The organism is Micromonospora sp. NPDC005161 (assembly GCF_053599855.1).
Window position 1 is genome coordinate 52,258 of sequence record NZ_JBSFYQ010000024.1, and the last position, 24,687, is coordinate 76,944.

Annotated in this window: 24 protein-coding genes; 14 read left to right on the plus strand and 10 right to left on the minus strand. The window is 72.8% G+C overall.

The window, feature by feature from the left end; translation table 11 throughout:
* Positions 1–39 precede the first annotated feature (39 nt).
* The gene (locus tag ACWD5O_RS22355; protein WP_091424054.1) at positions 40–243 is read left to right on the plus strand and encodes a cold-shock protein; all 204 of its coding nucleotides are present in this window, start codon (positions 40–42) and stop codon (positions 241–243) included.
* Between the two features lie 140 nt (positions 244–383).
* On the opposite strand, the gene ACWD5O_RS22360 is transcribed toward ACWD5O_RS22355, so the two are convergent.
* Both ACWD5O_RS22360 and ACWD5O_RS22365 read right to left on the minus strand, forming a co-directional pair.
* A complete protein-coding gene (locus ACWD5O_RS22360; protein WP_354964143.1) occupies positions 384–578 on the minus strand; it encodes a hypothetical protein in 195 nt (64 codons plus the stop codon).
* Positions 579–672: 94 nt separating this feature from the next.
* Positions 673–1,656 (minus strand): aldo/keto reductase, encoded by a 984-nt coding sequence (locus tag ACWD5O_RS22365; RefSeq protein WP_450086430.1) that lies wholly within the window; start codon positions 1,654–1,656, stop codon positions 673–675.
* An 83-nt stretch (positions 1,657–1,739) separates the two neighbouring features.
* Here ACWD5O_RS22365 and ACWD5O_RS22370 point away from each other — a divergent pair, with 83 nt between their 5' ends.
* Both ACWD5O_RS22370 and ACWD5O_RS22375 read left to right on the plus strand, forming a co-directional pair.
* The gene (locus ACWD5O_RS22370) at positions 1,740–2,534 is read left to right on the plus strand and encodes a trans-aconitate 2-methyltransferase (protein WP_450086431.1); all 795 of its coding nucleotides are present in this window, start codon (positions 1,740–1,742) and stop codon (positions 2,532–2,534) included.
* Entirely contained in the window at positions 2,531–3,556 is a 1,026-nt protein-coding gene (locus ACWD5O_RS22375; RefSeq protein ID WP_450086432.1) for an adenosine deaminase, read from the plus strand. Before ACWD5O_RS22370 ends, ACWD5O_RS22375 begins: the two co-directional genes overlap by 4 nt.
* 216 nt (positions 3,557–3,772) lie before the next feature.
* On the opposite strand, the gene ACWD5O_RS22380 is transcribed toward ACWD5O_RS22375, so the two are convergent.
* Together ACWD5O_RS22380 and ACWD5O_RS22385 are read right to left on the minus strand one after the other, a co-directional pair.
* On the minus strand, positions 3,773–5,176 hold the full coding sequence (locus tag ACWD5O_RS22380; protein ID WP_450086433.1) for a HAMP domain-containing sensor histidine kinase: 1,404 nt from the start codon (positions 5,174–5,176) through the stop codon (positions 3,773–3,775).
* A 29-nt stretch (positions 5,177–5,205) separates the two neighbouring features.
* Positions 5,206–5,895 carry a response regulator transcription factor gene (locus ACWD5O_RS22385; protein WP_354964148.1) on the minus strand — a complete coding sequence of 230 codons (690 nt, stop codon included), beginning with the start codon at positions 5,893–5,895 and terminating at the stop codon, positions 5,206–5,208.
* Positions 5,896–5,968: 73 nt separating this feature from the next.
* On the opposite strand from ACWD5O_RS22385, the gene ACWD5O_RS22390 reads away from it, so the two are divergent.
* Positions 5,969–6,889 (plus strand): ADP-ribosylglycohydrolase family protein, encoded by a 921-nt coding sequence (locus tag ACWD5O_RS22390; RefSeq protein WP_450086434.1) that lies wholly within the window; start codon positions 5,969–5,971, stop codon positions 6,887–6,889.
* A gap of 410 nt (positions 6,890–7,299) precedes the next feature.
* Here ACWD5O_RS22390 and ACWD5O_RS22395 read toward each other — a convergent pair whose 3' ends face one another.
* The gene (locus ACWD5O_RS22395; RefSeq protein WP_450086435.1) at positions 7,300–8,277 is read right to left on the minus strand and encodes a DUF1775 domain-containing protein; all 978 of its coding nucleotides are present in this window, start codon (positions 8,275–8,277) and stop codon (positions 7,300–7,302) included.
* Positions 8,278–8,497: 220 nt separating this feature from the next.
* On the opposite strand from ACWD5O_RS22395, the gene thrS reads away from it, so the two are divergent.
* Positions 8,498–10,507 carry a threonine--tRNA ligase gene (thrS, locus tag ACWD5O_RS22400; protein ID WP_354964151.1) on the plus strand — a complete coding sequence of 670 codons (2,010 nt, stop codon included), beginning with the start codon at positions 8,498–8,500 and terminating at the stop codon, positions 10,505–10,507.
* 46 nt (positions 10,508–10,553) lie between these two features.
* On the opposite strand, the gene ACWD5O_RS22405 is transcribed toward thrS, so the two are convergent.
* Positions 10,554–11,282, minus strand: a complete 729-nt coding sequence (locus ACWD5O_RS22405) for a D-Ala-D-Ala carboxypeptidase family metallohydrolase (protein ID WP_354964152.1) — start codon at positions 11,280–11,282, stop codon at positions 10,554–10,556.
* 177 nt (positions 11,283–11,459) lie between these two features.
* Here ACWD5O_RS22405 and ACWD5O_RS22410 point away from each other — a divergent pair, with 177 nt between their 5' ends.
* Complete coding sequence (locus ACWD5O_RS22410; RefSeq protein WP_172899152.1) at positions 11,460–11,972, plus strand: HIT family protein; 513 nt, start codon at positions 11,460–11,462, stop codon at positions 11,970–11,972.
* 37 nt (positions 11,973–12,009) lie between these two features.
* Here ACWD5O_RS22410 and ACWD5O_RS22415 read toward each other — a convergent pair whose 3' ends face one another.
* Positions 12,010–12,492: a hypothetical protein gene (locus tag ACWD5O_RS22415; protein ID WP_450086436.1), complete on the minus strand. Its 483-nt coding sequence runs from the start codon at positions 12,490–12,492 to the stop codon at positions 12,010–12,012.
* Between the two features lie 97 nt (positions 12,493–12,589).
* On the opposite strand from ACWD5O_RS22415, the gene ACWD5O_RS22420 reads away from it, so the two are divergent.
* Complete coding sequence (locus ACWD5O_RS22420) at positions 12,590–13,648, plus strand: aldo/keto reductase (RefSeq protein WP_450086437.1); 1,059 nt, start codon at positions 12,590–12,592, stop codon at positions 13,646–13,648.
* A 421-nt stretch (positions 13,649–14,069) separates the two neighbouring features.
* On the opposite strand, the gene ACWD5O_RS22425 is transcribed toward ACWD5O_RS22420, so the two are convergent.
* The gene (locus ACWD5O_RS22425; RefSeq protein ID WP_450086438.1) at positions 14,070–16,226 is read right to left on the minus strand and encodes an elongation factor G-like protein EF-G2; all 2,157 of its coding nucleotides are present in this window, start codon (positions 16,224–16,226) and stop codon (positions 14,070–14,072) included.
* 250 nt (positions 16,227–16,476) lie between these two features.
* Here ACWD5O_RS22425 and pgsA point away from each other — a divergent pair, with 250 nt between their 5' ends.
* The 7 genes from pgsA (at position 16,477) to ACWD5O_RS22460 (ending at position 22,546) form a co-directional block, all read left to right on the plus strand.
* Complete coding sequence (gene pgsA, locus ACWD5O_RS22430) at positions 16,477–17,106, plus strand: phosphatidylinositol phosphate synthase (protein WP_089021603.1); 630 nt, start codon at positions 16,477–16,479, stop codon at positions 17,104–17,106.
* A 46-nt stretch (positions 17,107–17,152) separates the two neighbouring features.
* Positions 17,153–18,085, plus strand: coding sequence for a phosphatidylinositol mannoside acyltransferase (locus ACWD5O_RS22435; protein ID WP_450086439.1), 933 nt, complete (start codon positions 17,153–17,155; stop codon positions 18,083–18,085).
* Positions 18,086–18,142: 57 nt separating this feature from the next.
* Positions 18,143–19,303 (plus strand): glycosyltransferase family 4 protein, encoded by a 1,161-nt coding sequence (locus tag ACWD5O_RS22440; protein WP_450086440.1) that lies wholly within the window; start codon positions 18,143–18,145, stop codon positions 19,301–19,303.
* A 79-nt stretch (positions 19,304–19,382) separates the two neighbouring features.
* Entirely contained in the window at positions 19,383–19,886 is a 504-nt protein-coding gene (locus tag ACWD5O_RS22445) for a hypothetical protein (protein WP_450086441.1), read from the plus strand.
* Positions 19,887–20,034: 148 nt separating this feature from the next.
* The gene (pdxS, locus tag ACWD5O_RS22450; protein ID WP_449937214.1) at positions 20,035–20,952 is read left to right on the plus strand and encodes a pyridoxal 5'-phosphate synthase lyase subunit PdxS; all 918 of its coding nucleotides are present in this window, start codon (positions 20,035–20,037) and stop codon (positions 20,950–20,952) included.
* 23 nt (positions 20,953–20,975) lie between these two features.
* Positions 20,976–21,581, plus strand: coding sequence for a pyridoxal 5'-phosphate synthase glutaminase subunit PdxT (gene pdxT / locus ACWD5O_RS22455; protein ID WP_354964160.1), 606 nt, complete (start codon positions 20,976–20,978; stop codon positions 21,579–21,581).
* A gap of 212 nt (positions 21,582–21,793) precedes the next feature.
* A complete protein-coding gene (locus ACWD5O_RS22460) occupies positions 21,794–22,546 on the plus strand; it encodes a YebC/PmpR family DNA-binding transcriptional regulator (RefSeq protein ID WP_354964161.1) in 753 nt (250 codons plus the stop codon).
* Positions 22,547–22,675: 129 nt separating this feature from the next.
* On the opposite strand, the gene ACWD5O_RS22465 is transcribed toward ACWD5O_RS22460, so the two are convergent.
* Both ACWD5O_RS22465 and ACWD5O_RS22470 read right to left on the minus strand, forming a co-directional pair.
* Positions 22,676–23,737 carry an ABC transporter permease gene (locus tag ACWD5O_RS22465; protein ID WP_450086442.1) on the minus strand — a complete coding sequence of 354 codons (1,062 nt, stop codon included), beginning with the start codon at positions 23,735–23,737 and terminating at the stop codon, positions 22,676–22,678.
* Complete coding sequence (locus ACWD5O_RS22470) at positions 23,734–24,627, minus strand: ABC transporter ATP-binding protein (RefSeq protein WP_450086443.1); 894 nt, start codon at positions 24,625–24,627, stop codon at positions 23,734–23,736. The genes ACWD5O_RS22465 and ACWD5O_RS22470 overlap by 4 nt, the downstream gene beginning before the upstream one ends.
* Positions 24,628–24,687: the final 60 nt, after the last annotated feature.

Consider the following 24,687-nt stretch of genomic DNA (forward strand, 5'->3'; position numbering starts at 1 on the left):
CACGGCGTGCACGGCCGCCAGTTTTAGAAGGAGATACACATGGCGCAGGGAACCGTGAAGTGGTTCAACGCTGACAAGGGCTTCGGCTTCATCACCGTCGACGGCGGGGGTGCTGACGTGTTCGTCCACTTCTCGGCCATCCAGTCCAGCGGCTACCGCACGCTGGAGGAGAACCAGCGGGTGGAGTTCGAGATCGCTCAGGGTCAGAAGGGCCCGCAGGCTGAGCAGGTCCGTCCCATCTGAGTAATGTGGCCGGCCCCCGCCGGCCAGTGGGACGATCCGGCCAGGGGTCGTTGTGTAGCCCCGCATCCCGTCCGGGATGCGGGGCTTTCCACGTACCCGGGACGGGTGCGTCTGCCCCCGCGCCACTGTGGAGACCGGGGTCAGGGTCGACGGCGGGAGCGCAGGCCGAACCAGAGCAGCACCAGCCCGGCCACGGCCACGATCGGGCCGAGCACCACCCAGAGCTGCTGGTCGGTCATCACACTGCCGCTGACGTAGCCCAGGCCCTGCACCGTCCACACCGCACCGATCACGACCGCCAACAGGCCGAGGGTGAGCGGAAGCCAACCCCTCATCGCGTCCCCTTCCCGCCGGATCGGGCGGCGCGCCGCCCCGCCCTGCCAGCATCGCCGGCCGGGCGAGGCGGTGCGAGCACCCGGGCCGCGCGGGTCACCACCGGTCGTGCACCTGCGGGCGGATCAGCTCGTCGTAGACCTCACGCACGCCGGCCAGCTGCCCGGCCAAGAGCGGCGGCAGGTCGGCCGCGGCCGCGTTGCGCCGGGCCTGATCGGCGTCGCGGGCGCCGGGGATGACGACGGTGACGCCCGGCTGGTCCAGCACCCAACGCAGCGCGAACTGCGCCATCGTGCGGTCCGCGTCGACCAGCGGCGCCAGCCGGCGAACGGCGGCCAACCCCCGCTCGAAGTCGACGCCGGAGAACGTCTCGCCGACGTCGAACGCCTCGCCGTGCCGGTTGAAGTTGCGGTGGTCATCGGCCGGGAACTCGGTGTGCTCGTCGTAACGGCCGGAGAGCAGACCGCTGGCCAGCGGCACCCGGGCGATGATGCCGACCCCGGCCGCCGCGGCGGCCGGCAGCACCTGCTCCAGCGGCTTGTGCCGGACCGCGTTGAGGATGATCTGGACGCTGGCCACCCCGGGCCGGGCGATCGCGGTGAGCGCCTGGTCGCAGGTCTCCACGCTGACGCCGTACCCGGCGATGGCCTTCTCGACGACGAGGGTGTCCAGGGCGTCGAAGACCGCGTCGTCGGCGAAGACGGCGGTGGGCGGGCAGTGCAGCTGGACCAGTTCCAGGGTGTCCATCCCCAGGTTGGCCCGGGACCGGTCGGTCCACTGCCGGAAGTTGGCCAGGGTGTACAACTCCGGCCGCTGCTCGACCCGGCGCCCCATCTTGGTGGCGACGGTCAGCCCGGCGTCGGGCCGGGAACGCAGGAAGCGGCCGATCAGCTGCTCGCTGCGGCCGTCGCCGTACACGTCGGCGGTGTCCAGGAAGGTGACCCCGGCGTCCACGGCGGCGGCCAGCACGGCCATCGCGTCGTCCTCGCTGACGGTGCCCCAGTCCGCGCCGAGCTGCCAGGCGCCCAGGCCGACCATTCCGACGGTCCGGCCGAGCCGGTTGAAGCTGCGCTGTTCCATTCCCCGAGCCTAGTGATCGGGTTGCCGGCCTGCCAGGCGAGCCGTACGGTAAACAAGACGGACGTACGGTTTGGGAGGCGACGATGTGGGATCCGACGACATACCTGCGCTACGGCGACGAGCGGTCCCGGCCGTTCCACGACCTGGTCGCCCGCATCCCGGCCGAACGACCCCGCACCGTGGTCGACCTCGGGTGCGGCCCCGGCCAGCTCACCGCCACCCTCGCCGAGCGCTGGCCCGCGAGCCGGGTGATCGGCCTCGACTCCTCGCCGGAGATGATCGACCGGGCCACGGCCCTGGATGCCCCGGTCGACTTCGCCGTCGCCGACCTGCGTGACTGGCGCCCGGCCGGCGACGAGGACGTGGTGGTCACCAACGCCGCGCTCCAATGGGTGCCGGGCCACCAGGCGCTGTTGCGACGCTGGGCCGTCGAGCTGCCCGCCGGCGCCTGGCTCGCCATGCAGGTCCCGGGCAACTTCGCCGCCCCCTCGCACCTGGCGCTGCGCGAGGTCGCCGGCCGACCGGCCTGGCGGGCCGAGCTGGCCCCGCTGCTGCGCGCCGACCCGGTCGACGACCCGGCCGACTACGCGGAGCTGCTGACCGGTGCCGGCTGCACGGTAGACGCCTGGGAGACTATCTACGTGCACCTGCTGCCGGCCCGGCCCACCGCCGACCACCCGGTGCTGACCTGGATGGAGGGCACCGCGCTGCGCCCGGTCCGGGCGGCCCTGGACGCCGCCGGCTGGTCCGCCTTCCGGGCCGAGATGGGGGTACGACTCGCCGCCGCGTACCCGGTGCGGCAGGGTCAGGTGTACTTCCCGTTCCGCCGCGTCTTCGTCGTCGCCCGCACCGGCGACCGTGCCCAGGAGAACCAGTGACCGACCTGCCCACCTTCATCGCCGGACTGCCCAAGGTGGAGCTGCACGTGCACCACGTCGGCTCCGCCTCGCCCCGCATCGTCGCCGAGCTGGCCGCCCGGCACGAGGGACGCACCCCGGTGCCGGCCGACCCGGAAGCACTCGCCGACTACTTCGAGTTCCGCGACTTCGCGCACTTCATCGAGGTCTACCTGAGCGTGGTGGACCTCATCCGCGACCCCGAGGACGTCTGGATCCTCACCCACGAGGTGGCCCGGGAGCTGGCCCGCCAGCAGGTCCGGTACGCGGAGCTGACCATCACCCCGTACTCGCACGTGCGCCGGGGCATCCCCGCGCCGGCGTTCTGCGAAGCCATCGAGGACGCCCGCAAGCGCGCCGCGGTCGACTTCGGCCTCGACCTGCGCTGGTGCTTCGACATCCCGGGTGAGGCGGGTCTGCCGGCGGCCGAGGAGACGCTGCGCATCGCGCTGGACGAGCGGCCGGACGGGCTGATCAGCTTCGGACTGGGCGGCCCGGAGATCGGCGTACCCCGGCCGCAGTTCCGGCCCTACTTCGACCAGGCCCGCGCGGCGGGGCTGCGTTCGGTGCCGCACGCGGGGGAGACCACCGGCCCGCAGACCGTCTGGGACGCGCTGAACGAGCTGGGCGCCGAGCGGATCGGGCACGGCATCTCCGCCGCACGGGATCCGGAGCTGCTCGCGTACCTGGCCGAGCGGCAGATCGGGATGGAGATCTGCCCGACCTCCAACGTGCGGACCCGCGCGGTGGCGAGCCTCGACAAGCACCCGCTGCCCCGGTTGGTCGAAGCCGGGCTGCTGGTCACCATCAACTCCGACGACCCGCCGATGTTCGGCACCACCCTCAACGACGAGTACGCGGTGGCGGCCCGGCTGCTCGGGGTGGGCCCGCAGGGGCTGGCCGGGCTGGCCCGCAACGCGGTGGCCGCGTCCTTCCTCGACGCGGAGGGCAAGCAGCGGATCACCGCGGAGATCGACGCCCACCTCGCCACCGTCACCGGCTGAGCCGTTCCGGGGGAGCCGGGCGCGCGGCGGGAGCGTGGGTGTGGGGGGACCTGGACTCCCGCCGCGCGCGCGGCTCCACCGGCCGGTGGGTGCGCGGTGCGCTGGCTGGTGGAACTGGTGGGTTCGTGCCTTGATCCTGACAGCCCGCGGCGGCTTCGCCGCCGTCGTTAACCGCGATCTAAGGAAGACTTGCGCCGGGCCACAACCCCGGGCCGGTCAGTCGTCGGTGGGCCGCTGGCGGGGCCACCGTCGGCCGGTGGTTTTCTGGTCCCGGGCGTCCCGCGCCATCCGGCCGACCAGGCCGAAACGGTTGACCTGCCGCGGCGTCGCCTCCGGATCGGCGAGCAGCATCACCACGCTGGCTCCGCCCAGCCGGGCGCGGTCGATGCTCACCGAGCCGTTGGCCTGCAACGACACCCGCTTGGCGATGTCGAGGCCGAGCCCGGTCGAGCCCTGGTCGCTGGTGCCCCGGCGCAGCGCCCGGTCCGGGTTGGCGATGCCGGGGCCGGCGTCGTCGATCCGGATCGCCACATAGCCGTCGCGACGGGACACGGCCACCTCGAAGGCAGTGCCCTGCGGCGTGTAGCGGAAGACGTTGCCGATCACCGCGTCCAGCGCGGCGGCCAGTTCGGCCCGCGGCACCGGTGCGGGTGTGCGCAGCTGCGCGCCGATGACCCGGTGCGGCCGGTTCTGGTCGCCGGCCAACGCCGCCCAGAACACCATCCGATCCCGGACCACCTCGCTGACGTCACACATCGCCGGCCCGGCCTCGTGCGCCACCGCCTTGCGGGTGGTCTTGATCAGCACGTCGATCTCACCCTCCAGGGTGACGATCGCCTGCCGGATCCGTCGGATGCCACGTCGCCGGTCCAGCTCCGCCTCGGAGAACGAACCCACGCTGGTGTCGTCGGACTCCAGCGCCTCCGCGTCCAGCCGCAGCACGGTCAGCGGGGTACGCAGCCGGTGCGACAGGTCGGCGACCAACTCCCGTTCGTCGGTGCGGGCCGCGTCCAGCCGGTCGGCCATCCGGTTGAAGGCGTACCCGGCCTCGGCCAGCTCGCGTGGGCCGGTCGGCTCCACGCGTACCCCCAGGTCGCCGTCGCCGATCGAGAGCGCGGCCTTGACCAGCCCTCGGGTCGAGTCCACCGCGCGGGCGGCGACCCGGTCCACGACCAGCACCGCCGCGCCGGCCATCGCCGCGCCGACCGCGAGCAGCAGCAGCCAGATGCCGCCAGCGCCCTCGCCCAGCGTCGACGCCGGCACGAACACCTCGACCACGGCCGTCCGATCACCGAGGACCACCGGGTCGAGCCGGACCACCCCGCCGTCGACGTCGACAACCAGTGAGCGCCGGTCGGCACGTGCCCGGTCCAGGTCGGAGTCGCTGGCCCGGCCGGCGGACTCGTCGAGACCCAGCCCGTGCACCACCGGTCGGGCCGGTGCGCCCTCGCCGCTGGCCACCACGGCCCGCTCGACCACCGCGGGCTCCGTGCTGACCGCCAGCGCCCCGGTCACCAGCGCGCTCCGTCGGGCGGCGTCGCCGATCGCCTCCTCGCGGGTCTGCTCGCGCAGACTCAGCCCGAGCGGGATCAGGAAGGCGAGCGCGACGAGGCTGCACATGCCGGCCGTGAGCAGGGCCAGCGCCGTCCTCAGTCCGGCGCCACCAACCGGAACCCGACCCCCCGCACGGTGCGCAGGTAGCGCGGCTTCGCCGCGGACTCGCCCATCTTTCGGCGAAGCCAGTACAGGTGAACGTCGATGGTCTGATCCTCGCCGACCGATGGCTGCCGCCATACCTCCTCCAAGAGCTCCCGGCGGGACACTACCCGCCCGGGTCGTGCGGCGAGATACGCCAGCAGGTCGAATTCCTTGCGGGTCAGCGCCAGCGGCTCCCCGTCAAGGTGGGCGCTGCGCTCGCCGACATCCACCCGCAGCCCGCTGACGGTGTGCACCGCGGGCTGCACCGTCCGGCTGGCCCGACCGGCCCGGCGCAGCACGGTGGTGATCCGGGCGTCCAGGTGCGCACCGGTGAACGGCTTGACCATGTAGTCGTCGGCGCCAGCCCGCAGCAGCTTGACCACCGACTGCTCGTCGTCACGGGCGGTGGCGATGATGATCGGGATGTCGGTGATGCCGCGCAGCATCCGCAGCGCGTCCGAGCCGTCCAGGTCGGGCAGGCCCAGGTCCAGCACCACCAGGTCGGGCGTCTCCGCGGCGACCCGGCGCAGGGCGTCCAGCGCCGTGCCCACGGCGTGCACGGCATGCCCCCGGTCGGCGAGGGACCGCAGCATCGCGCCGCGTACGACGTGATCGTCTTCGACCAGGAGCACGGAGGCCACCCCAAGACCGTACTTGGCCTGGCAAGTTGATCGCGTTGCGGCGTACCTGGCGAGCGGGCAAGCTGGTACGACGATGTCCTTCACCCTGTTCGCCGATGCCCGCCTGGCGCTCGCCCGGGACAGCCTCGCCGGTCTCTCCACCGGCGACGCGCTCGGCGCGCGGTACTTCGTTCCCGGGACACCTCCGGCGGATCTTGCGGAGGGCGTCCTGCCGCCGGCGCCCTGGGAGTGGACCGACGACACCGAGATGGCCTGTTCGGTCCTCGCCGGGCTGGCGGAGTCCGGCGGCGTAGACCGGGACCGGCTGGCCCTGGCGTTCGCCCAGCGCTGCGATCCGCGCCGCGGCTACGGCTCGGGCGCGATGCTGATCCTGCGGCTGATCCGCACCGGCACGCCGTGGCCTGTGGCCGCCGCGTCCGCCTTCGACGGCCAGGGCTCGTGCGGCAACGGCGCGGCGATGCGGGTGGGTCCACTGGGCGCGTACTTTGCCGACTCGACCGTCCGCGCCGCAGCCCAGGCCCGCGCCTCAGCCGAGGTGACGCACGCGCACCCGGAGGGGATCGCCGGTGCGGTCGCGGTGGCCGTCGCCGCCGCACTGGCCGGCCGGGCCCGCCTCGACGGGCACCGGCCGGCCCCGGAGCGGCTGCTCGCCGGGATCGCCGGTGCGGTCGATCCGGGCACCGAGGTGCACCGCAGCGTGAACCGGGCGGCCGGGCTGCTCGGCCGCCCGCTGTCCCGGGTGGTGGCGGCGCTCGGCAACGGCTCCCGGGTGACCGCCCAGGACACCGTCGGCTTCACCCTCTGGGTGGCCGCCACCCACCTGGACGACTACCCGGCGGCGATCCGGGTCTGCGTGCAGGCCGGCGGGGACGTGGACACCACGGCCGCCATCGTGGGCGCGGTGGTGGCGGCGCACACCGGTGTCGGCACGCCCGGCGGCGTGCCCGAGACGTGGCTGGCCGCCCGCGAGCCGCTGCCCTCCTGGGCGCTCTGACGTCCTGAGGCTCTGACCTGCGCGGTGCTCTGACCTGCGCGGTGCTCTGATCTCCGCGGTGCTCTGATCTCCGCGGTGCTCTGATCTCCTTGATGCTCCGACGCCCTGGGTCGCTCTGACGTCGCCGTCGTCGCCGTGTCGTCGCCGCGTCGGACCGCCGAGCCGACCGCACCCTGCCGTCTTCGGGCCCTTTGCTCTGCTTCAACCGACGCAACAGCCACGGCCCTGAACCGTTGCGCGGGTTGAAGCAGAGCAAAGGTGGCGACGTGACCGCCGGCCGCGCGGGATGCGGACCGTCGAAGCCACGGCCGCGGACCGTGTGGGCCGCCGACCGCGCGGGCTGCTGAAGGTGCGGGCTACGGACTGTGCGGGCTGCTGACGGTGCGGACCGCTGACCACGCGGGCCGGCCTCAGCCGGCGCGGACCGGGGTGGCGACCGCCGCCGCCTCCGCGTCGGCCTGTGCTGGCGCCCCAGGCCCCACTGGCGGCGAGTCACCCGGCGCGGAGTCACCGGGCGCGGAGTCACCGGACGTCGCATCACCCGGTGCCGCACCACCCGGTGTCGCATCGGTCGGCGCGGGATCGTCGTCGCTTCCGCAGGTCACCTCGGCCAGCGCCGCGCGCTCGGCCGGGTCGCGCCGGCGCCACCGGCTGACCAGCCAGCCGATCGCCGCGCCGCCGCCCAGCCCGGCCAGCAGCCCGGCGGCAAGCATGACGTCGGCGCTGCCGGACTCCTCGGCGTTGCCGCCCGCGCGGTCCGCCGGCGCGGGGGCGCCACCGGCGTCGGGGTCGGTCGCCGCACCGGCCGCCGGGGCGCCGTGCCCGCCGTGCCCGGCCGGGCCGGCCGCGCCCGCCGCCACCGGCAGCAGGGTGAGCACCGGGGCTCGGTGGGTGCCGGTGGCGTCCGCCCAGCGGACCACCGAGCCGTCGGCGTACGTCTGGACCACCTCGAAGGTGAGCCGCTCGACCTGCGGCAGCGGGCCCATGGACAGCGCCAGTCGGGCGGGGCCCGGTTCGCCCTTGCCGATCCGGATCCAGGTCACCGCGGTGGTCACGGTGCTCACCCCGGAGGAGTGGATGCCGGCCACCGGCCGGTCCAGGGTGCGGGAACTGATCCGGGGCGCCCAACCGGTCACCGACATCGGGTACACCTCGGCGACCGGCGCGTCGGCGGGCAACCGAACCTCGATCTGGCGGGTCGTCGTACCGGCCCGTTCCTCCGGCACGGTGAACTCCAGCCGCACCGCGTCGCCCTGCCGAGCCTGGGTCGGAGTGGTCGTCACGTCCACCGCGTGCGCCGTACCGGGCCAGAGCAGCAGGCCGGCGGCGGTCAGCGCGGTCACCGCCGCGGTCCGCTGCCGCCAGCCACCGCCGTGCGTGCTCGCCATCTGGTGCCCCCATCCGTGTCGACGCGACCGGCACCGGTTCCGGCCACACCTCCTAGTTCGGCTCCGGGGCGCGAAAGGTTCAACGCCGACCGTTAAGAAGGTGCTCTTCCTCTCCCGGAGGCGTTAGGAAGGTGCCCTTCCTTACCTGGGGTGGGGGGACCGATAGCATCGGCAGGAGCCGAGGATCGGCGTCCGTTTCGTACCGCATGAAGGAGTCACCGTGTCCGCACCCCGTACCCCCGCCGTGGCCGACCCTGTCGTCGTCGCCGCCGGGACCACGGCGGCCGACGCGGTGGCCGCGGCCGGACTGCCCGCGAACGGCCCCAAGGCGATCGTCGTGGTCCGCGACCCGGAGGGCCAGCTGCGCGACCTGGACTGGTCGCCGGCCGAAGAGACCGTCGTCGAGCCGGTCAGCCTGGATTCGCCCGACGGGCTGAACGTGCTGCGCCACTCCACCGCGCACGTCCTGGCCCAGGCCGTGCAGGACATCTTCCCCGAGGCCAAGCTGGGCATCGGCCCGCCGATCGAGAACGGCTTCTACTACGACTTCGACGTCGACAAGCCGTTCCAGCCCGACGACCTCAGCCGGGTCGAGAAGCGGATGCAGGAGATCGTCAAGTCGGGGCAGCGGTTCCGGCGTCGCCGCTTCGGCAGCCTCGACGAGGCCCGCGCCGAACTGGCCGACGAGCCGTTCAAGCTGGAGTTGATCGAGGTCAAGGGCGAGGGCCTGGACACCGACGAGGTGATGGAGGTGGGCGGCGGCGAGCTGACCATCTACGACAACCTCGACGCCAAGGAGGACAAGGTCTGCTGGTCGGACCTGTGCCGGGGCCCTCACTTGCCGACCACCCGGCTGATCGGCGCGTTCAAGCTGATGCGCTCGGCCGCCGCGTACTGGCGCGGGTCGGAGAAGAACCCGCAGTTGCAGCGGGTGTACGGCACCGCGTGGCCGACCCGCGACGAGCTGAAGGCGTACCTGAAGCTGTTGGAGGAGGCGGCCCGGCGCGACCACCGCAAGCTCGGCGCGGACCTGGACCTGTTCAGCTTCCCCGACGAGATCGGCTCCGGTCTGGCGGTCTTCCACCCCAAGGGCGGCATCATCCGTCGGGAGATGGAGCACTACTCGAGGCGCCGGCACGAGGAGGCGGGGTACGAGTTCGTCAACACCCCGCACATCACCAAGGCGCAGCTGTTCCAGACCTCCGGGCACCTGCCCTACTACGCGGACACCATGTTCCCGCCCATGCAGCTCGAAGGCGCGGACTACTACCTCAAGGCCATGAACTGCCCGATGCACAACCTGATCTTCAGGGCGCGCGGGCGGTCGTACCGGGAGCTGCCGCTGCGGCTGTTCGAGTTCGGCACGGTCTACCGGTACGAGAAGTCCGGTGTGGTGCACGGCCTGACCCGGGTACGCGGCCTGACCCAGGACGACTCGCACATCTACTGCACTCGTGAGCAGATGGCCGGCGAGCTATCCACGCTGCTCAGCTTCGTGCTGGACCTGCTGCGCGACTACGGCCTGGACGACTTCTACCTGGAGCTGTCCACCCGCGACGACTCGCCCAAGTTCATCGGCGAGGACGAGGACTGGGCGGAGGCGACCGAGGCGCTGCGGACGGCCGCCGCGACCTCCGGGCTGGAGCTGGTGCCCGACCCGGGCGGCGCGGCGTTCTACGGGCCGAAGATCTCGGTGCAGGCCCGGGACGCGATCGGCCGGACGTGGCAGATGTCCACCATCCAGGTCGACTTCAACCAGCCGGAGCGGTTCGGGTTGGAGTACCAGGCGGCCGACGGCAGCCGCCAGCGGCCGGTGATGATCCACCGGGCGCTGTTCGGCTCGATCGAGCGGTTCTTCGGGGTGCTCACCGAGCACTACGCGGGGGCGTTCCCGGCATGGCTGGCCCCGGTCCAGGTGGTCGGCATCCCGATCCGCGAGGACCACACCGACTACCTGCACGGGTTCGTCGCGGCGCTGCGCGCCGAGGGGATCCGGGCGCAGGTGGACGCGGGCGACGACCGGATGCAGAAGAAGATCCGCACCGCCCAGCAGCAGAAGATCCCGTTCATGGTGATCGCCGGGGACGACGACGTGGCGGCCGGTACGGTCTCCTTCCGCTACCGGGACGGCTCGCAGCGCAACGGTGTGCCGATCGCCGAGGCGGTGACCCACGTTCTCGACGTGGTCAGCTCGCGGACCAACGTCGGCCCGTCCGCCGCCGCCGAGTAGCGTCCCGGCGCGGACCGCCCCACGATGTGGGGCGGTCGCCCGGGCGTCAGATCCCGCAGTTCGGTGCCGACCAGCCGCCGACCGCAGCGACGTGGGTGTGGTCGTTGTGGTCCGGGTAGCCGGGGCCGAGGATCTGCCCGAAGCCGTGGTAGCGGGCCTGCTGGGCCAGCCGGCAGAACGACGGGGATCCGACCAGGTCCACCGCGTCGCCGTACAGGTGCCGGCTGTTCGACGCCCCACCGACCGCGCTGTTGCAGGCGTAGCTGCGGAAGCTGCTGCTGATCGAGATGGACACGTCTCCGAGGGCGTGCCGCAGGGCCTGGAGTTTCCACATCGAGACGAGCGCGTTGAATCGGGCGGTGCTCGCCGCGACCGCGCCGCCGGACCAGGTGCTGTTGCAGTTGTTCAACTCGGCGTAGCTGAAGTTGACCGGGGTGCAGTCGTCGTCCTGGAGGGCGTAGATCCGGTTGAAGGTCTGCGGGCCGGCGATGCCGTCCGCGGACAGCCCGTACGCCTGCTGGAAGCGGATCACCGCCGATCGGGTGGCCGGGCCGTACGCGCCGTCCAGGGTGAGCACGGCGCCGTAGCCGGGGTAGCCGGCGACCCGGATCTGGAGTTGCCGGACGTCCTCGCCGGACATCCCCTGGGACAGCGTGCGACCCCAGGTGTAGCAGCCGTCGGCGTGTGCCGCGCTGGTGGTGACGGTGATGCCGGCCACCGTGGTGGCGGCGGCGAGCGCAAGCGCCGCGACGATCCTGCCGAGCCGTCGGATCATGGAACCCTCCATCAATGTATGGAAGTATCTGGATGCATGGAATCTTCATGTTCCTGCTCCAGTCCGTCAACAACTTCCGGCGATCGAGTTTCCCAACGGTGGGTGTCGCAACCCGCCCGCCCGGCTCCGTAGGATCGGCTCGTGACAGGGGCGGAACGGCACACGGACAGCGGCGGGATGGCCGACGGCCTGGAGCGGCTCTGGACGCCGCACCGGATGACGTACATCTCCGGCGAGGATCGCCCGGCCGAGGGCTACGAGAAGCCGACCGGTTGTCCGTTCTGCCGGGCGCCCAAGCTGCCGCCCGAGGAGAGCCTGGTCGTGGCCCGCGGCGAGCACGTCTTCGTGGTGCTCAACCTCTACCCGTACAACCCGGGCCACCTGCTGGTCTGCCCGTACCGGCACGTCGCCGACTACACCGACCTGGACGGGCCGGAGACCAGCGAGCTGGCGTCGTTCACCCAGGCCGCGATGCGGGTGATCCGCAAGGTGAGCAACGCCCACGGCTTCAACCTGGGGATGAACCAGGGCGGGGTGGCCGGCGCCGGCATCGCCGCGCACCTGCACCAGCACGTGGTGCCGCGCTGGGGCGGCGACGCGAACTTCATGCCGGTCATCGGCCGCACCAAGGTGCTGCCGCAGCTGCTCGGCGACACCCGCGACCTGCTCGCCCGCGCCTGGCCCTCCTGACCCGTCGCGCCGGCGCGCGAGGTGCGCGCCGGTCCGGCTAGCCGGCGCGCAGCAGGCCGGCCAGCTCCGGCCAGTTCTCCACCCGGTGTACGCGGGGCAGCAGCCCGGCGTGCGCGGCGACCTCCGCCGGACGGGGGCGGAACAGGTAGCGGTGCGGCACCGAGTCGAGGTAGCCGAGCACCTCCAGCTTGTCGTCCACGAAGTGGGTCAGCCCGAGCCGCCGGGCGATCGGCGCCTTGTCCGGCCGGGTCCGGCAGAAGTGCAGCCGCTCGACCGGGATGCCGGTGCGTGCCGGGAAGTCGTGGTGGGCGAGCCACTCCCGGGTCCGCCGCTCGGTGGCCTCGCCGCACTTGGAGACCAGGTGCACCTCGTCGAACTCCGGGCCGAGCGCTGCCAGCGCGTCGAACGCCCCGTCGACGGCGGGGGTGCGCAGGTAGTGCGCGCCGAAGAACGACGTGTCGGCGTCCTCGTCAGCCGGCTCGATGAGCACGCCGCCGATGTCCACGCCCAGCCGTTGCATGGGCCGATCATGCCGCACCGCACCGGCGTTCGCGCACCGACGTCCCCGGCCCGGGAACCGCTACGTCCGGACTCGGTGGAGGTGGCACGATCGTTCGATGGCAGTCACGACACGGACGTTGGGGCGCAGCGGCATCGAGGTCAGCGCCCTCGGCATGGGGTGCTGGGCGATCGGCGGCCCCTGGGCGGAGGGGACCCAGCCGCTGGGCTGGGGCGCGGTCGACGACGACGAGTCCGTGCGGGCGGTGCGCCGCGCGCTCGACCTGGGCGTCACCCTGTTCGACACCGCCGACACCTACGGCGCCGGGCACGGCGAGCGGGTGCTCGGGCGTGCGCTCGCCGGCCGCCGCGACGAGGCCGTGATCGCCACCAAGTGGGGCTACACCTTCGACGAGGCGAGCCGGCAGGCGACCGGGGAGGACGCGTCGCCGGCCTACCTGCGGCGAGCGGTCACCGACTCGCTGCGCCGGCTGGACACCGACCGGATCGACCTGTACCAGCTGCACCTGGCCGACCTGCCGGTGCCTCGGGCCGAGGCGCTGATCGGCGCCTGCGAGGACCTGGTGACCGAGGGCCTGATCCGGGCGTACGGGTGGAGCACCGACCGCCCCGACCGGGCGACCGCGTTCGGGCACGCGGCCGCGGGTGCCACCGCCGTGCAGCACACCCTGTCGGTGCTGCACGACGCCCCCGAACTGCTCGCGATCTGCGACAAGTACGACCTGGCCAGCGTCAACCGCGGGCCGCTCGGAATGGGGCTGCTCACCGGCAAGTACTCGGCCGCTTCGACGCTGCCCCGTGACGACGTGCGTGGGCTGACCCCGGGCTGGCTGGAGTGGTTCCGTGGCGGCCGGCCGGCACCGGAGTGGCTGCGCCGGGTGGGCGTGGTCCGTGCCGCGCTCACCGCCGACGGGCGCACCCTCGCGCAGGGCGCGCTGGGGTGGATCTGGGCCCGCAGCGGGCGCACCGTCCCGATCCCGGGCTGCCGTACGGTCCAACAGGTCGAGGAGAACGCCGCCGCGCTGCACCGGGGCCCGCTGCCGCTGGATCAGTTCGCCGAGGTGGAGCGCCAGCTGGCCGCCCTGCGCACCGCCGCCCTGCGGGACGCCGACCGCCCGCACTGGCCCCGCCCCACCCACCCCGTCACCCACCCCTGATCCGCGCTGGCGTGTTCTTCCCGACCTGCGAGGGGTTCCCATCCCGGGCCCGGCGGGGGCCGCTTCCCCTGCTGACCCCGCACGGCCGCTCTCGACCCCGTGCCGGCAGGCCCGCTTCAACTCCGGGTCCCGCGCGGAGGCTCCCCACCGATGTCGATGCTGTCCGCTGTCGAGCTGCCCCGGATCTCGGGCGGTGTCCCGCCGGCTCTGTGCGCGCGGTGTCCCGCCGGCTCTGTGCGCGCGGTGCGGTGTTGCCCCGATTCCGGGGCAGCTCGACAGGCGCAAGGCGGAAGCCCCCGCCCCGCCCCGCCAATCCCCACTTTCGCCGATCATGGAGTTGTGGTGGGCGTTATAGCCACGCCTTCCCGTTCTGTCCGGCACCACAACTCGATGATCGCCGGCGGCGGGGCGGGGCGGGTGGTTAGGGGGTTTGTTCCTTGCGGGCCTGGTCGGCCAGGTGGGCGGGCATGGGGTCGTGGCGGACGAAGTGGCGGCGGAACGTGCCGGTGCCAGCGGTCATCGAGCGCAGCTCGACGGCGTAGCGGAGCAGCTCGGTGGACGGCACCTCGGCGCGGACCAGGGTGCGGCCCTCGGCGTCCGGGTCCGGCTCGGTGCCGAGCACCCGGCCGCGCCGGCCGGACAGGTCGCCCATCACCGCGCCCACCGAGCCGTCCGGTACCCGGATGGTCACCTCGTCGATCGGCTCCAGCAGCGCCGGCTGGCCACGTTCGGCGGCGTCGCGCAGCGCCAGCGCGCCGGCGGTCTGGAAGGCCGCGTCGGAGGAGTCCACGCTGTGCGCCTTCCCGTCGACCAGGGTCACCCGCAGGTCCACCACCGGGTGGCCGGCGACCAGGCCGCGCTCCAGCTGGTCGCGGACGCCCTTCTCCACCGACGGGATGTAGTTGTGCGGCACCGCGCCGCCGACCACCCGGTCGACGAACTCGAAGCCGCCACCCCGGGGGAGGGGCTCCACCTCGATGTCGCAGACCGCGTACTGGCCGTGGCCGCCGGACTGCTTGACGTGCCGGCCGTGCCCCTTCGCGGGCACCGTCAGCGTCTCGCGCAGCGACACCCGGACCGGCTCGGTGTCCAGCTCCACGCCGCCGGCGCGCAGCCGGTCCAGCACCACGTCCGCGTGCGCCTCGCCCATGCACCAGAGCACCAGCTGGTGGGTCTCCGGGTTGCGCTCCAGCCGCAGCGTGGGGTCGCCGGCCACCAGCCGGGCCAGGTTGCGGGCCAGGGCATCCTCGTCGGCCCGGCTCCGCGCGACGATCGCCACCGGCAGCAGCGGTTCCGGCATCTCCCACGGCGCGATCAGCAGCGGGTCGTCCTTGGCGGAGATGGTGTCGCCGGTCTCGGCGCTGCCCGACTTGGTGATCGCGCAGATGTCGCCGGCCACGCAGAGTGACACCTCGCGCAGGGTGGCGCCCAGCGGGGTGTAGATGTGCCCGACCCGCTCGTCGGCGTCGTGGTCGGGGTGGCCGCGTTCGGCCATGCCGTGCCCGGAGACGTGCACGGTCTGGTCGGGGCGCAGCGTGCCGGAGAAGACCCGGACCAGCGAGACCCGCCCGACGTGCCGGTCGACGGTGGTCTTGACCACCTCGGCGACCAGTGGCCCGGCCGGGTCGCAGGTCAGCGGAGGGCGGGGCGAGCCGTCCACGCCGGCCACCGGCGGCACCTCGTGCTCCAGCGGCGACGGGAACGCGGCGGTCAGCACCTCCAGCAGGGCGTCCAACCCGACCCCGGTCTCCGCGCAGACCGGCACGACCGGGTAGAAGTGACCTCGGGCGACCGCCTTCTCCAGGTCCTCGACGAGCACCTCGGTGCCGATCTCCTCGCCGCCGAGGTAGCGGTCCATCAGGGTCTCGTCCTCGCTCTCGGCGATGACCCCCTCGATCAGCTCGTTGCGGGACTCGGCGATGGCCGGCAGGTGCTCCGGGTCCGGCTCGCGTACGTCGGCGGGCAGGCCGGCGGTGTAGTCGAAGACCCGGCGGGTGATCAGGCCGAGCAGGCCGACGGTGGAGACCCCGTCGTCGCCGAGCATCGGCAGGTACAGCGGCATCACGTTGTCGCCGAAGACCCGCTGGCAGAGCGCCACCGCCTCGTCGAAGTCGGCGCGCGGCTGGTCCAGCCGGGCCACCGCGACCGCACGCGGCATGTCGACCGCCGCGCACTCCTCCCACAGCGCCACGGTGGCCGCGTCCATCCCGCCGGCCGCGGACACGACGAAGAGCGCGGCGTCGGCGGCCCGCAGCCCGGCGCGCAGCTCGCCGACGAAGTCGGCGTACCCCGGGGTGTCCAGGAGGTTGACCTTGATGCCGTTGTGCAGCAGGGGCGCGCAGGCCAGGCTCACCGAGCGCTGCTGGCGCACGGCCGCCGGGTCGTGGTCGCTGACCGTGGTGCCGTCGACCACGTTGCCGGCCCGGCCGATCGTGCCGGTGGCCGCGAGCAGCGCCTCGACCAGGGTCGTCTTGCCCGCTCCGGAGTGCCCGACGAGCACCACGTTGCGAACCCTGTCGGGTTCGGTCACCACCGGCGTGCCGCCGGCGGGACCCTTCTCCTGACTCTTCTGCGCCATGGGGCGCACCTCCCTCAGCCGGTGGTTGGTGGCGACCGCCGCGCGACGGGAAGCGGCCCGGGGCGAGTGCGCGGCGATATCCTCCGGTGGTCTGCTGCACAGCGGGAACGGGACGGGCGGACGGGTGAGCTGGCTCACCTCCTGGCTCGATCTCACACCCGTTGCCGGGTAGGCACAAGCCTCCCCCGGGCGGGTCGGTGGGACCGGCCGTATCGCCGGAGCTGGGCGGACCGTTATCGTGGGGACCGCCATGGCGAAGATCTTCCAAGTGTCGGCCCGCGCGGGGATGACCCGCGTCGTCGAGCCGATCGCACGCGCCCTGCTCCGTGCGGGCGTCACCCCCAATGCCGTCACCGTTGCGGGCACCGTCGGTGTGCTCATCGGTGCCCTCGGCTTCGGTGCCCGCGGCCATCTGGTCGCGGGCGCGTTGATCGTGACCGTTTTCGCGCTCACGGACCTGCTCGACGGGACGATGGCCCGGATGAGCGGTGGCTCCACCCGGTTCGGCGCGTTCCTCGATTCGAGCATGGACCGGGTTGCGGACAGCGCCGTCTTCGGCGCGGTCGCGTACTGGTTGGCCACCCAGAACAACCACTCCGGAGTGGCCGCCGCGCTGCTCTGCCTGGCCGCTGGCGCGTTGGTCTCGTACGTCAAGGCCCGCGCCGAGGGGTTGGGCATGACCTGCAACGTGGGCATCGCCGAGCGCACCGAGCGGCTGCTCATCGTCGGGGTCGGCGGAATCCTGACCGGCGTCGGCGTCGACCCGGCGCTGGAGATCGCGCTCTGGCTGCTCGCCGCAGTGTCGATCTTCACGGTGGGGCAGCGGATGGCGCACGTCTACCGCCAGGCCCAACAGCTCCAGCCGGACGGTCAGGCGTGAGTGGCGTGCCGGCGACCCGGCGTCGGACGACCGGCGGCCGAGTCGCGTGAACCTCACCGAGCTGGGCTACATCGCCGGGTGGCGGGTGGTCCGCGCGCTACCCCGGCCGTTGGTGGCGGCGGCGTTCCAGGCGGGCGCGGACCGCGCCCACCGCGCCGGCGGCGGGGGTACGGCCCGACTGCGCGCGAACCTGCGCCGGGTGGTCGGCCCCGAGCTGCCCGACGCCGAGTTGGACGATCTCGTCAAGCGCGGGTTGCGCTCGTACGCCCGGTACTGGATGGAGGCGTTCCGGCTGCCCGCCCTGAGCCGGTCGCAGATCCTGTCCAGTTTCCGGCTCGACGGCGCCGAGCTGCTCGCCGCCGACGTGGCCGCCGGCCGGGGCGCGGTGGTGGCGCTGCCGCACGCCGGCAACTGGGATGCCGCCGGCGCCTGGGTGGCGGCCACCGGTTGGCCGATCACCACGGTCATGGAGCGGCTCAAGCCGGAGGGCGTGTACAAGCGTTTCCTGGCGTTCCGAGAGGTCCTCGGGATGGAGATTCTGCCGACCCACGGTGGGCCGCGCCCGGCGTTCGACGTGCTGCTGGATCGCGTACGCACCGGTGCGGTGGTGCCGCTGCTGGCCGACCGGGATCTCTCCGCCCGCGGGGTGGAGGTGGACTTCTTCGGCGGGAAGACCCGGATGCCGGCCGGGCCGGCCCTGCTCGCGTTGCACACCGGAGCGCCGCTCTACGTGGCGTCACTGTGGTACGAAACGGACGCGGCGTGCGCCTCGCTCTCCGGCCCGCTGCCGGTGCCCGCACCCGAGACCGGGCCGCTGGACCAGCGGGTCCGGTCGCTGACCCAGATGATCGCCGACCGTCTGGCGGCGGGTATCGCCCGGCATCCGGAAGACTGGCACATGTTGCAGCGGATGTGGCTGGACCAGCGGGGGACGGGGGGCGGCGCCGCGCTGCCCTCGTCGGCCACCGGTCAGGCCTGAGGGGGTGGGTGCACGGTGAGGCGGAGCCCCACAGTCTCGGACGAGGGGCGCTGACGCATGCGGATCGGCATCGTGTGCCCGTACTCCTTCGACGTCCCGGGCGGCGTGCAGAACCACGTGATGGACCTCGCCGAAGCGTTGATCGCGCTCGGCCACCGGGTCAGCGTGCTCGCCCCGGCTGACGAGGACTCTCCGCTGCCGGAGTACGTGGTCTCCGCCGGCCGGGCCGTGCCGCTGCCGTACAACGGCTCGGTGGCCCGGATCGCGTTCGGCCCGGTCTCCACCGCCCGGGTCCGGCGGTGGATCACCAACGGCGACTTCGACGTCCTGCACGTGCACGAGCCGCTCACGCTGAGCCTGTCGTTGCTGGCGGTGCTGTCCGCCCGCGGTCCGGTGGTGGCCACCTTCCACACCGCGATGACCCGCTCGCGGGTGCTGGCCGCCGCGCAGGGTGTGCTCCAGATCGTGCTAGAGCGGATCACCGCCCGGATCGCGGTCAGTGCCCTGGCCCGCAAGGTGCAGGTGGAGCACATGGACGGCGGCGCCGTGGAGATTCCCAACGGGGTGGCGGTGGCCAAGTTCGCCGACGCCGAGCCGTTGCCCGGCTGGCCGGGGGAGTGCACTCCGGGTACGGGCGGCACGCTGGGTTTCCTGGGCCGGTTCACCGAGGCGCGCAAGGGCTTCCCGGTGCTGCGGGACGCCTTCGTCGAGCTGGCCGCCACCCGCCCCGAGCTGCGGCTGCTGGTCGCCGGCCCGGGTGACGCCGACGACCTGTACGACCAGTTCCCGGCCGAGCTGCGCGAGCGGGTGACCTTCCTCGGGCTGGTCTCCGAGCCGGACAAGGCACGGATGCTGCGCAGTGTGCACCTCTACGTGGCGCCGAACACCGGCGGCGAGTCGTTCGGCATGATCCTCACCGAGGCGCTGGCCGCCGGCACGACGGTGGTGGCGAGCGACCTGGACGCGTTCCGGCGGGTGCTCGACGGCGGGCGGGCCGGGCGGCTCTTCCCCACCGGCGACCCGACGGGGCTGCACGACGTGCTGGCCGACCTGCTGGACGACCCGGCCGGTCGGGCCGAGCTGAGCGCTTGCGGCGATCAGGTGGTGGCGAATTACGACTGGCCGGTGGTTGCTCGCCGTGTTCTGGAGGTATACGCAGCGGCGATCGAGGCAACCGATGGGCGGGTCATCGACCAGGAATGGGTGGGGCTGGGCTGAGCCGGTGTGACGGATGGTGCGGACGCCCGGGTGACCGGCGTGGCCGTGCCCGGACGGACGGAAACGGAGCAGCACTACGATGCCGCACATGTGGTGGGTGGTGGCCGCGATCCTGGTCGTGGGGCTGGTCGCGGCGTACCTCATCTGGACCGCAGGCCGGGTAGAGCGGCTGCATGGCCGCGCGGAACTGGCGGCGCGGGCTCTCGACGCCCACCTGCTGCGCCGGGCGGCGGCCGCCGCCGTGCTGGCCGAGCGGCGCTTCGGCGTCGAGCTGTACGCGGCGGCCCGGATCGCTCTGGACGCCCCTCCGGACGAGCGGGAGGCGGCGGAGAACGACCTGACCCGGCAGCTGCGCGGGGTGCAACTGGACCCGGCCGATCCGGACTGTGGGGCGGTCATCGCCGCCAGTCGCCGGCTCGCGTTGTCCCGGCAGGTGCACACCGACCTCGTGCGTGACGCCCGATCGGCGCGCAGCCGACCGCTGGTGCGGTTGTTGCGGATGGGGCGGGGCCGGGAGTGGCCGCGGTACTTCGACATCGACGACCCGACCCTGACGGTGCCCGCGGACGTGCCCGCGAACTGACCGGCCGCCGGCGCCCGGCCACTCCGACGGCCGGTGACGAGGGCCACATCGCAGGCCACCGGGGGTCTGATTGGCTGTCGGTGCGGCGTTGGCTCGGGCGTAGCATTTTCGCTGCCACCCTCAGAGCACGTCCAAGGAGCGATGACCCGTGTCCGAAACCACCGCCCCGAACGCCGGTACCACCCCCGTCGTCGGCACCGCCCGCGTCAAGCGTGGCATGGCCGAGATGCTCAAGGGTGGCGTGATCATGGATGTGGTCAACGCCGAGCAGGCCAAGATCGCTGAGGACGCCGGCGCGGTCGCGGTGATGGCGCTGGAGCGCGTGCCCGCCGACATCCGCGCGCAGGGCGGGGTGTCGCGGATGAGCGACCCCGACATGATCGACGGGATCATCGAGGCGGTCTCCATCCCGGTGATGGCCAAGGCCCGCATCGGCCACTTCGTGGAGGCGCAGATCCTCCAGTCGCTGGGCGTGGACTACGTCGACGAGTCCGAGGTGCTGACCCCGGCCGACTACGCCAACCACATCGACAAGTGGGCCTTCACGGTCCCCTTCGTCTGCGGTGCGACCAACCTGGGCGAAGCGCTGCGGCGGATCACCGAGGGTGCGGCCATGATCCGCTCCAAGGGCGAGGCCGGCACCGGTGACGTCTCCAACGCCACCACCCACATGCGCAAGATCCGCCAGGAGATCCGCCGGCTCTCCTCGCTGCCGGCCGACGAGCTGTACGTCGCGGCCAAGGAGCTTCAGGCCCCGTACGAGCTGGTCAAGGAGGTCGCCGAGAGCGGCAAGCTGCCGGTGGTGCTGTTCACCGCCGGCGGGATCGCCACCCCGGCCGACGCCGCGATGATGATGCAGCTCGGCGCGGAGGGCGTCTTCGTCGGCTCCGGCATCTTCAAGGCCGGCAACCCGGCCCAGCGGGCCGCCGCGATCGTCAAGGCCACCACCTTCCACGACGACCCGGACGTGCTGGCCAAGGTCTCCCGCGGCCTCGGCGAGGCGATGGTCGGCATCAACGTCGACGAGATCCCGCAGCCGCACCGCCTGGCCGAGCGCGGCTGGTGAGGCGCGAGGAACGACCGGTGCGCATGAGCGGGCCAACGATCGGTGTGCTCGCGCTCCAGGGGGACGTCCGCGAGCACGTCGCGGCCCTGGCCGCGGCGGGCGCGGACGCCCGCCCGGTGCGCCGTCCGGCCGAGCTGGACGCGGTCGACGGGCTGGTCATCCCCGGGGGCGAGTCCACCACGATCAGCAAGCTCGCCGACATCTTCGAGATGCGCGAGCCGATCGACAAGCGGATCGCCGGCGGCATGCCGGTCTACGGGTCCTGCGCCGGCATGATCATGCTGGCCACCGAGGTGCTGGACGGCCGCCCCGACCAGCGGGGCTTCGCCGGCATCGAGATGACGGTGCGGCGCAACGCGTTCGGCCGGCAGGTCGACTCGTTCGAGGCGCCCGTGGAGATCAGCGGAGTCCCAGGTGAGCCGTTCCACGCGGTGTTCATCCGCGCACCGTGGGTCGAGCGGGTCGGTGACGGGGTCGAGGTGATCGGGAAGGTGACCGGTGGCCCGGCCGCCGACCGGATCGTGGCGGTCCGGCAGGGCAACCTGCTGGCCACCTCGTTCCACCCCGAGTTGACCGGTGACCTGCGCGTGCACGCGTACTTCGTGGACCTGGTGCGCACCGCCAGCTGACGGAGTGGCCCTTTCCGGGGCGGACGAGGCGGAGCCGCCGCGCGGTGGATGACAGCGGCCCGGGGGACGTCGGTAGGATTGCTGAGATTCGGCAGGGCCATCTGCCCGTCACGGCTTCCACCAGAGCTGACCGGCACCTCCGCGTGCGCCGGCGGGAGCGGGGCGTCAGCGGTGCGGTCGATGCAGACGGCGGGTAGCAACGGAGGTAGAAGATGTCCGGCCACTCAAAGTGGGCGACGACCAAGCACAAGAAGGCCGTCATCGACGCCAAGCGCGGCAAGATGTTCGCCAAGCTGATCAAGAACATCGAGGTGGCCGCGCGGACCGGCGGCGGCGACCCCTCCGGTAACCCGACGCTCTACGACGCCATCCAGAAGGCCAAGAAGAGCTCGGTGCCGAACGACAACATCGACCGCGCCGTCAAGCGCGGCTCCGGCCTGGAGGCCGGCGGCGCCGACTGGCAGACGATCATGTACGAGGGGTACGGCCCGAACGGCGTGGCCATGCTGATCGAGTGCCTCACCGACAACCGTAACCGGGCGGCGACCGAGGTGCGCACCGCGCTGACGCGCAACGGCGGCTCGCTCGCCGACGCCGGCTCGGTGTCGTACATGTTCTCCCGCAAGGGCGTGGTGATCGTCCCCCAGGAGGGCACCAGCGAGGACGACGTCATGATGGCCGTCCTCGACGCCGGCGCCGAAGAGGTCAACGACCTCGGCGAGGCGTACGAGGTGGTATCCGAGCCGACCGACCTGATCGCGGTCCGCACCGCGCTGCAGGACGCCGGCATCGAGTACGAGTCGGCCGAGTCCTCCCTCATCCCCAGCATGAACATCCCGCTGGACGAGGAGGGCGCGCGCAAGATCTTCAAGCTGATCGACGTCCTGGAGGACTGCGACGACGTGCAGAACGTCTACGCGAACTTCGACGTCAGCGACGACGTGATGGCCGCGGTCGACGCCTGACGCGGTAGGACTGGGGCGCTGATTCCCGCCGGGCCGGTTGGTCGTCCGGCGGGAATCGCCTCTTTCCGGCTGGGACGAGGTGCCGCCCGCCCACTGAGGACGAACGGCACCCGCCCGGGTCGTCGGCGCTCAGCCGATGGTTTCCCGCTCCCGCCAGGCGGCGCGCAACGAGGTTCGCCCGTTGGTCCGCAGCAGTGACCCCTCGTAGATCCGCGCCCCGGCGACCACGAACGCCACGGCGGTGGCCAGCAGGATGGCCAGCGAGACGAACGGCTCCCAGACGGCGGCGTCCCCGGTGAACAGCCGCAGAGGCATCGCCGTGGGCGACGAGAACGGCAGGTAGGACAGCAGCCGCATGGCCGCGGCGTTGTCGTTGAGGAAGATCACCGCGAAGAACGGCAGCATGACGGCGAGCTGCACCGGCGTCGACGCGGCGGCGATGTCCTCCTGCCGGTTGACCAGCGCGCCGGCAGCCGCCCACATCGCGGCCAGCAGCACGAAACCGAGCAGGAAGAACGGCACGAACCAGCCGATCGCCGGGGCGAGCAGGGTGAGCAGGTCGCCGCTGTCGCCGATCTGCATGCCGGCGACCGCCACGATGGCGATCAACACGATCTGCCCGAGCGCCAGGATGCCGCCGGCGATCACCTTGCCGGCCAGCAGCGCTCGCACCGGTACGGCCGCGACCAGGATCTCCACGATGCGGGTCTGCTTCTCCTCGGTGACGCTCTGCGCGATCTGCAGGCCGAACGTCTGCGAGGTGAGGAAGAAGACGAACGCGAAGACGAACGGCACCAGGAACGCCACCACCGGGTCGACCGCGTCGGGGTCGAGCAGCTGCACCGGCGGCGCGCTGCTCAGCGCGCGGACTACGTCGTTCGGGGCCTCGTCCATGGCGAGCACCTTCGGACCGGAGACCACCGCGGCGTCCACATCGCCGTCGCGAACGGCCTGTTCGGCGGCCCGGTCGTCGGCCACCACGCGGACGTCGAGGCCGGCGTCCCGCAGCGGGCCGGCGGCCTCCTGGGTGACGGCGACGCTCTCCGGCCCGCCGGAGAGCAGCGGCGGCAGGATGGTGCCCGCCGCGGCGATCAGCAGGAAGAAGAGCGTGCCGAACAGGAAGGTACGGTCGCGGAGCTTGACCCGGATCTCGCGTTCGGCGACCAGCCGGGTGGCCTGGGTGACGTTCACTGGGTGACCTCTCGGAAGATCTCGGTGAGCGAGGGGCTGACCGGGCGGAAGGCGCGGACCGGGCCCCGGGCGAGGGCCGCCTGGAGCACGGCCTGTTCGTCGGTGCCGGCGGGCAGGTCGAAGACCACCCGCGCGCCGTCCAGCTCGACCAGGGTCACCCCGGGGTGGTCGCGGACCCAGCCGGCGTCGGTGGCCACCACCAGCTCGAAGCGGGGCACGGTGTACGAGTCGCGCAGCTGCTGCCGGCTGCCGGCGGCCCGGATCACCCCGTCGCCGATGATCACCAGGTCGTCGCAGAGCCGCTCCACCACGTCCAGCTGGTGACTGGAGAAGAGCACCGGCACCCCGGCGGCGGCACGTTCCCGCAGCACGGCCACGACGGTGTCCACGGCGAGCGGGTCGAGGCCGGAGAACGGCTCGTCGAGCACCAGCACCTCCGGGTCGTGCACCAGCGCGGCCGCGATCTGGGCGCGCTGCTGGTTGCCCAGCGACAGCGTCTCCAGCAGGTCGTCGCCGCGCTCGCCCAGCCCGACCCGCTCCAGCAGGGTGTCGGTGGCGCGTCGGGCGGCGGTGGCGTCGAGGCCGTGCAACCGGCCCAGGTAGGTCACCTGCTCCCGTACGGTCATCTTGGGGTAGAGGCCGCGTTCCTCGGGCATGTAGCCGAACCGCTGCCGGCCCTCCCGGGTCAGCGGCGCACCACCCCAACTCACCTCGCCAGCGTCCGGGGCGAGCACGCCCAGGATGATCCGCATAGTGGTGGTCTTGCCGGCGCCGTTGGCGCCCACGAAGCCGGTCATCCGGCCGGCGGCCACCTCGAAGGACACGCTCTTGAGCACCTGCCGATCGCCGAAGCTGCGGTCGATGCCGTTCAGGCGGAGTGTTCTGGTCACGCACCCACGCTAGATCGAGTACGTCGGTCCGCCGTCCGCCCGGCGGCTGAGTCGGCGGGT

What these genes read in the sequence shown, in the direction of transcription:
- ACWD5O_RS22355 (WP_091424054.1), top strand. Translation starts at nt 40, where the DNA reads ATGGCGCAGGGAACCGTGAAGTGGTTCAACGCTGACAAGGGCTTCGGC.
- ACWD5O_RS22420 (WP_450086437.1), top strand. Translation starts at nt 12,590, where the DNA reads ATGGCAGTCACGACACGGACGTTGGGGCGCAGCGGCATCGAGGTCAGC.
- ACWD5O_RS22415 (WP_450086436.1), bottom strand. Translation starts at nt 12,492, where the DNA reads ATGCAACGGCTGGGCGTGGACATCGGCGGCGTGCTCATCGAGCCGGCT.
- ACWD5O_RS22395 (WP_450086435.1), bottom strand. Translation starts at nt 8,277, where the DNA reads ATGGCGAGCACGCACGGCGGTGGCTGGCGGCAGCGGACCGCGGCGGTG.
- ACWD5O_RS22380 (WP_450086433.1), bottom strand. Translation starts at nt 5,176, where the DNA reads ATGTGCAGCCTCGTCGCGCTCGCCTTCCTGATCCCGCTCGGGCTGAGT.
- ACWD5O_RS22425 (WP_450086438.1), bottom strand. Translation starts at nt 16,226, where the DNA reads ATGGCGCAGAAGAGTCAGGAGAAGGGTCCCGCCGGCGGCACGCCGGTG.
- ACWD5O_RS22360 (WP_354964143.1), bottom strand. Translation starts at nt 578, where the DNA reads ATGAGGGGTTGGCTTCCGCTCACCCTCGGCCTGTTGGCGGTCGTGATC.
- ACWD5O_RS22410 (WP_172899152.1), top strand. Translation starts at nt 11,460, where the DNA reads ATGGCCGACGGCCTGGAGCGGCTCTGGACGCCGCACCGGATGACGTAC.
- ACWD5O_RS22445 (WP_450086441.1), top strand. Translation starts at nt 19,383, where the DNA reads ATGCCGCACATGTGGTGGGTGGTGGCCGCGATCCTGGTCGTGGGGCTG.
- ACWD5O_RS22390 (WP_450086434.1), top strand. Translation starts at nt 5,969, where the DNA reads ATGTCCTTCACCCTGTTCGCCGATGCCCGCCTGGCGCTCGCCCGGGAC.
- ACWD5O_RS22460 (WP_354964161.1), top strand. Translation starts at nt 21,794, where the DNA reads ATGTCCGGCCACTCAAAGTGGGCGACGACCAAGCACAAGAAGGCCGTC.
- ACWD5O_RS22440 (WP_450086440.1), top strand. Translation starts at nt 18,143, where the DNA reads ATGCGGATCGGCATCGTGTGCCCGTACTCCTTCGACGTCCCGGGCGGC.
- pgsA (WP_089021603.1), top strand. Translation starts at nt 16,477, where the DNA reads ATGGCGAAGATCTTCCAAGTGTCGGCCCGCGCGGGGATGACCCGCGTC.
- ACWD5O_RS22370 (WP_450086431.1), top strand. Translation starts at nt 1,740, where the DNA reads ATGTGGGATCCGACGACATACCTGCGCTACGGCGACGAGCGGTCCCGG.
- pdxT (WP_354964160.1), top strand. Translation starts at nt 20,976, where the DNA reads ATGAGCGGGCCAACGATCGGTGTGCTCGCGCTCCAGGGGGACGTCCGC.
- ACWD5O_RS22405 (WP_354964152.1), bottom strand. Translation starts at nt 11,282, where the DNA reads ATGATCCGACGGCTCGGCAGGATCGTCGCGGCGCTTGCGCTCGCCGCC.
- ACWD5O_RS22365 (WP_450086430.1), bottom strand. Translation starts at nt 1,656, where the DNA reads ATGGAACAGCGCAGCTTCAACCGGCTCGGCCGGACCGTCGGAATGGTC.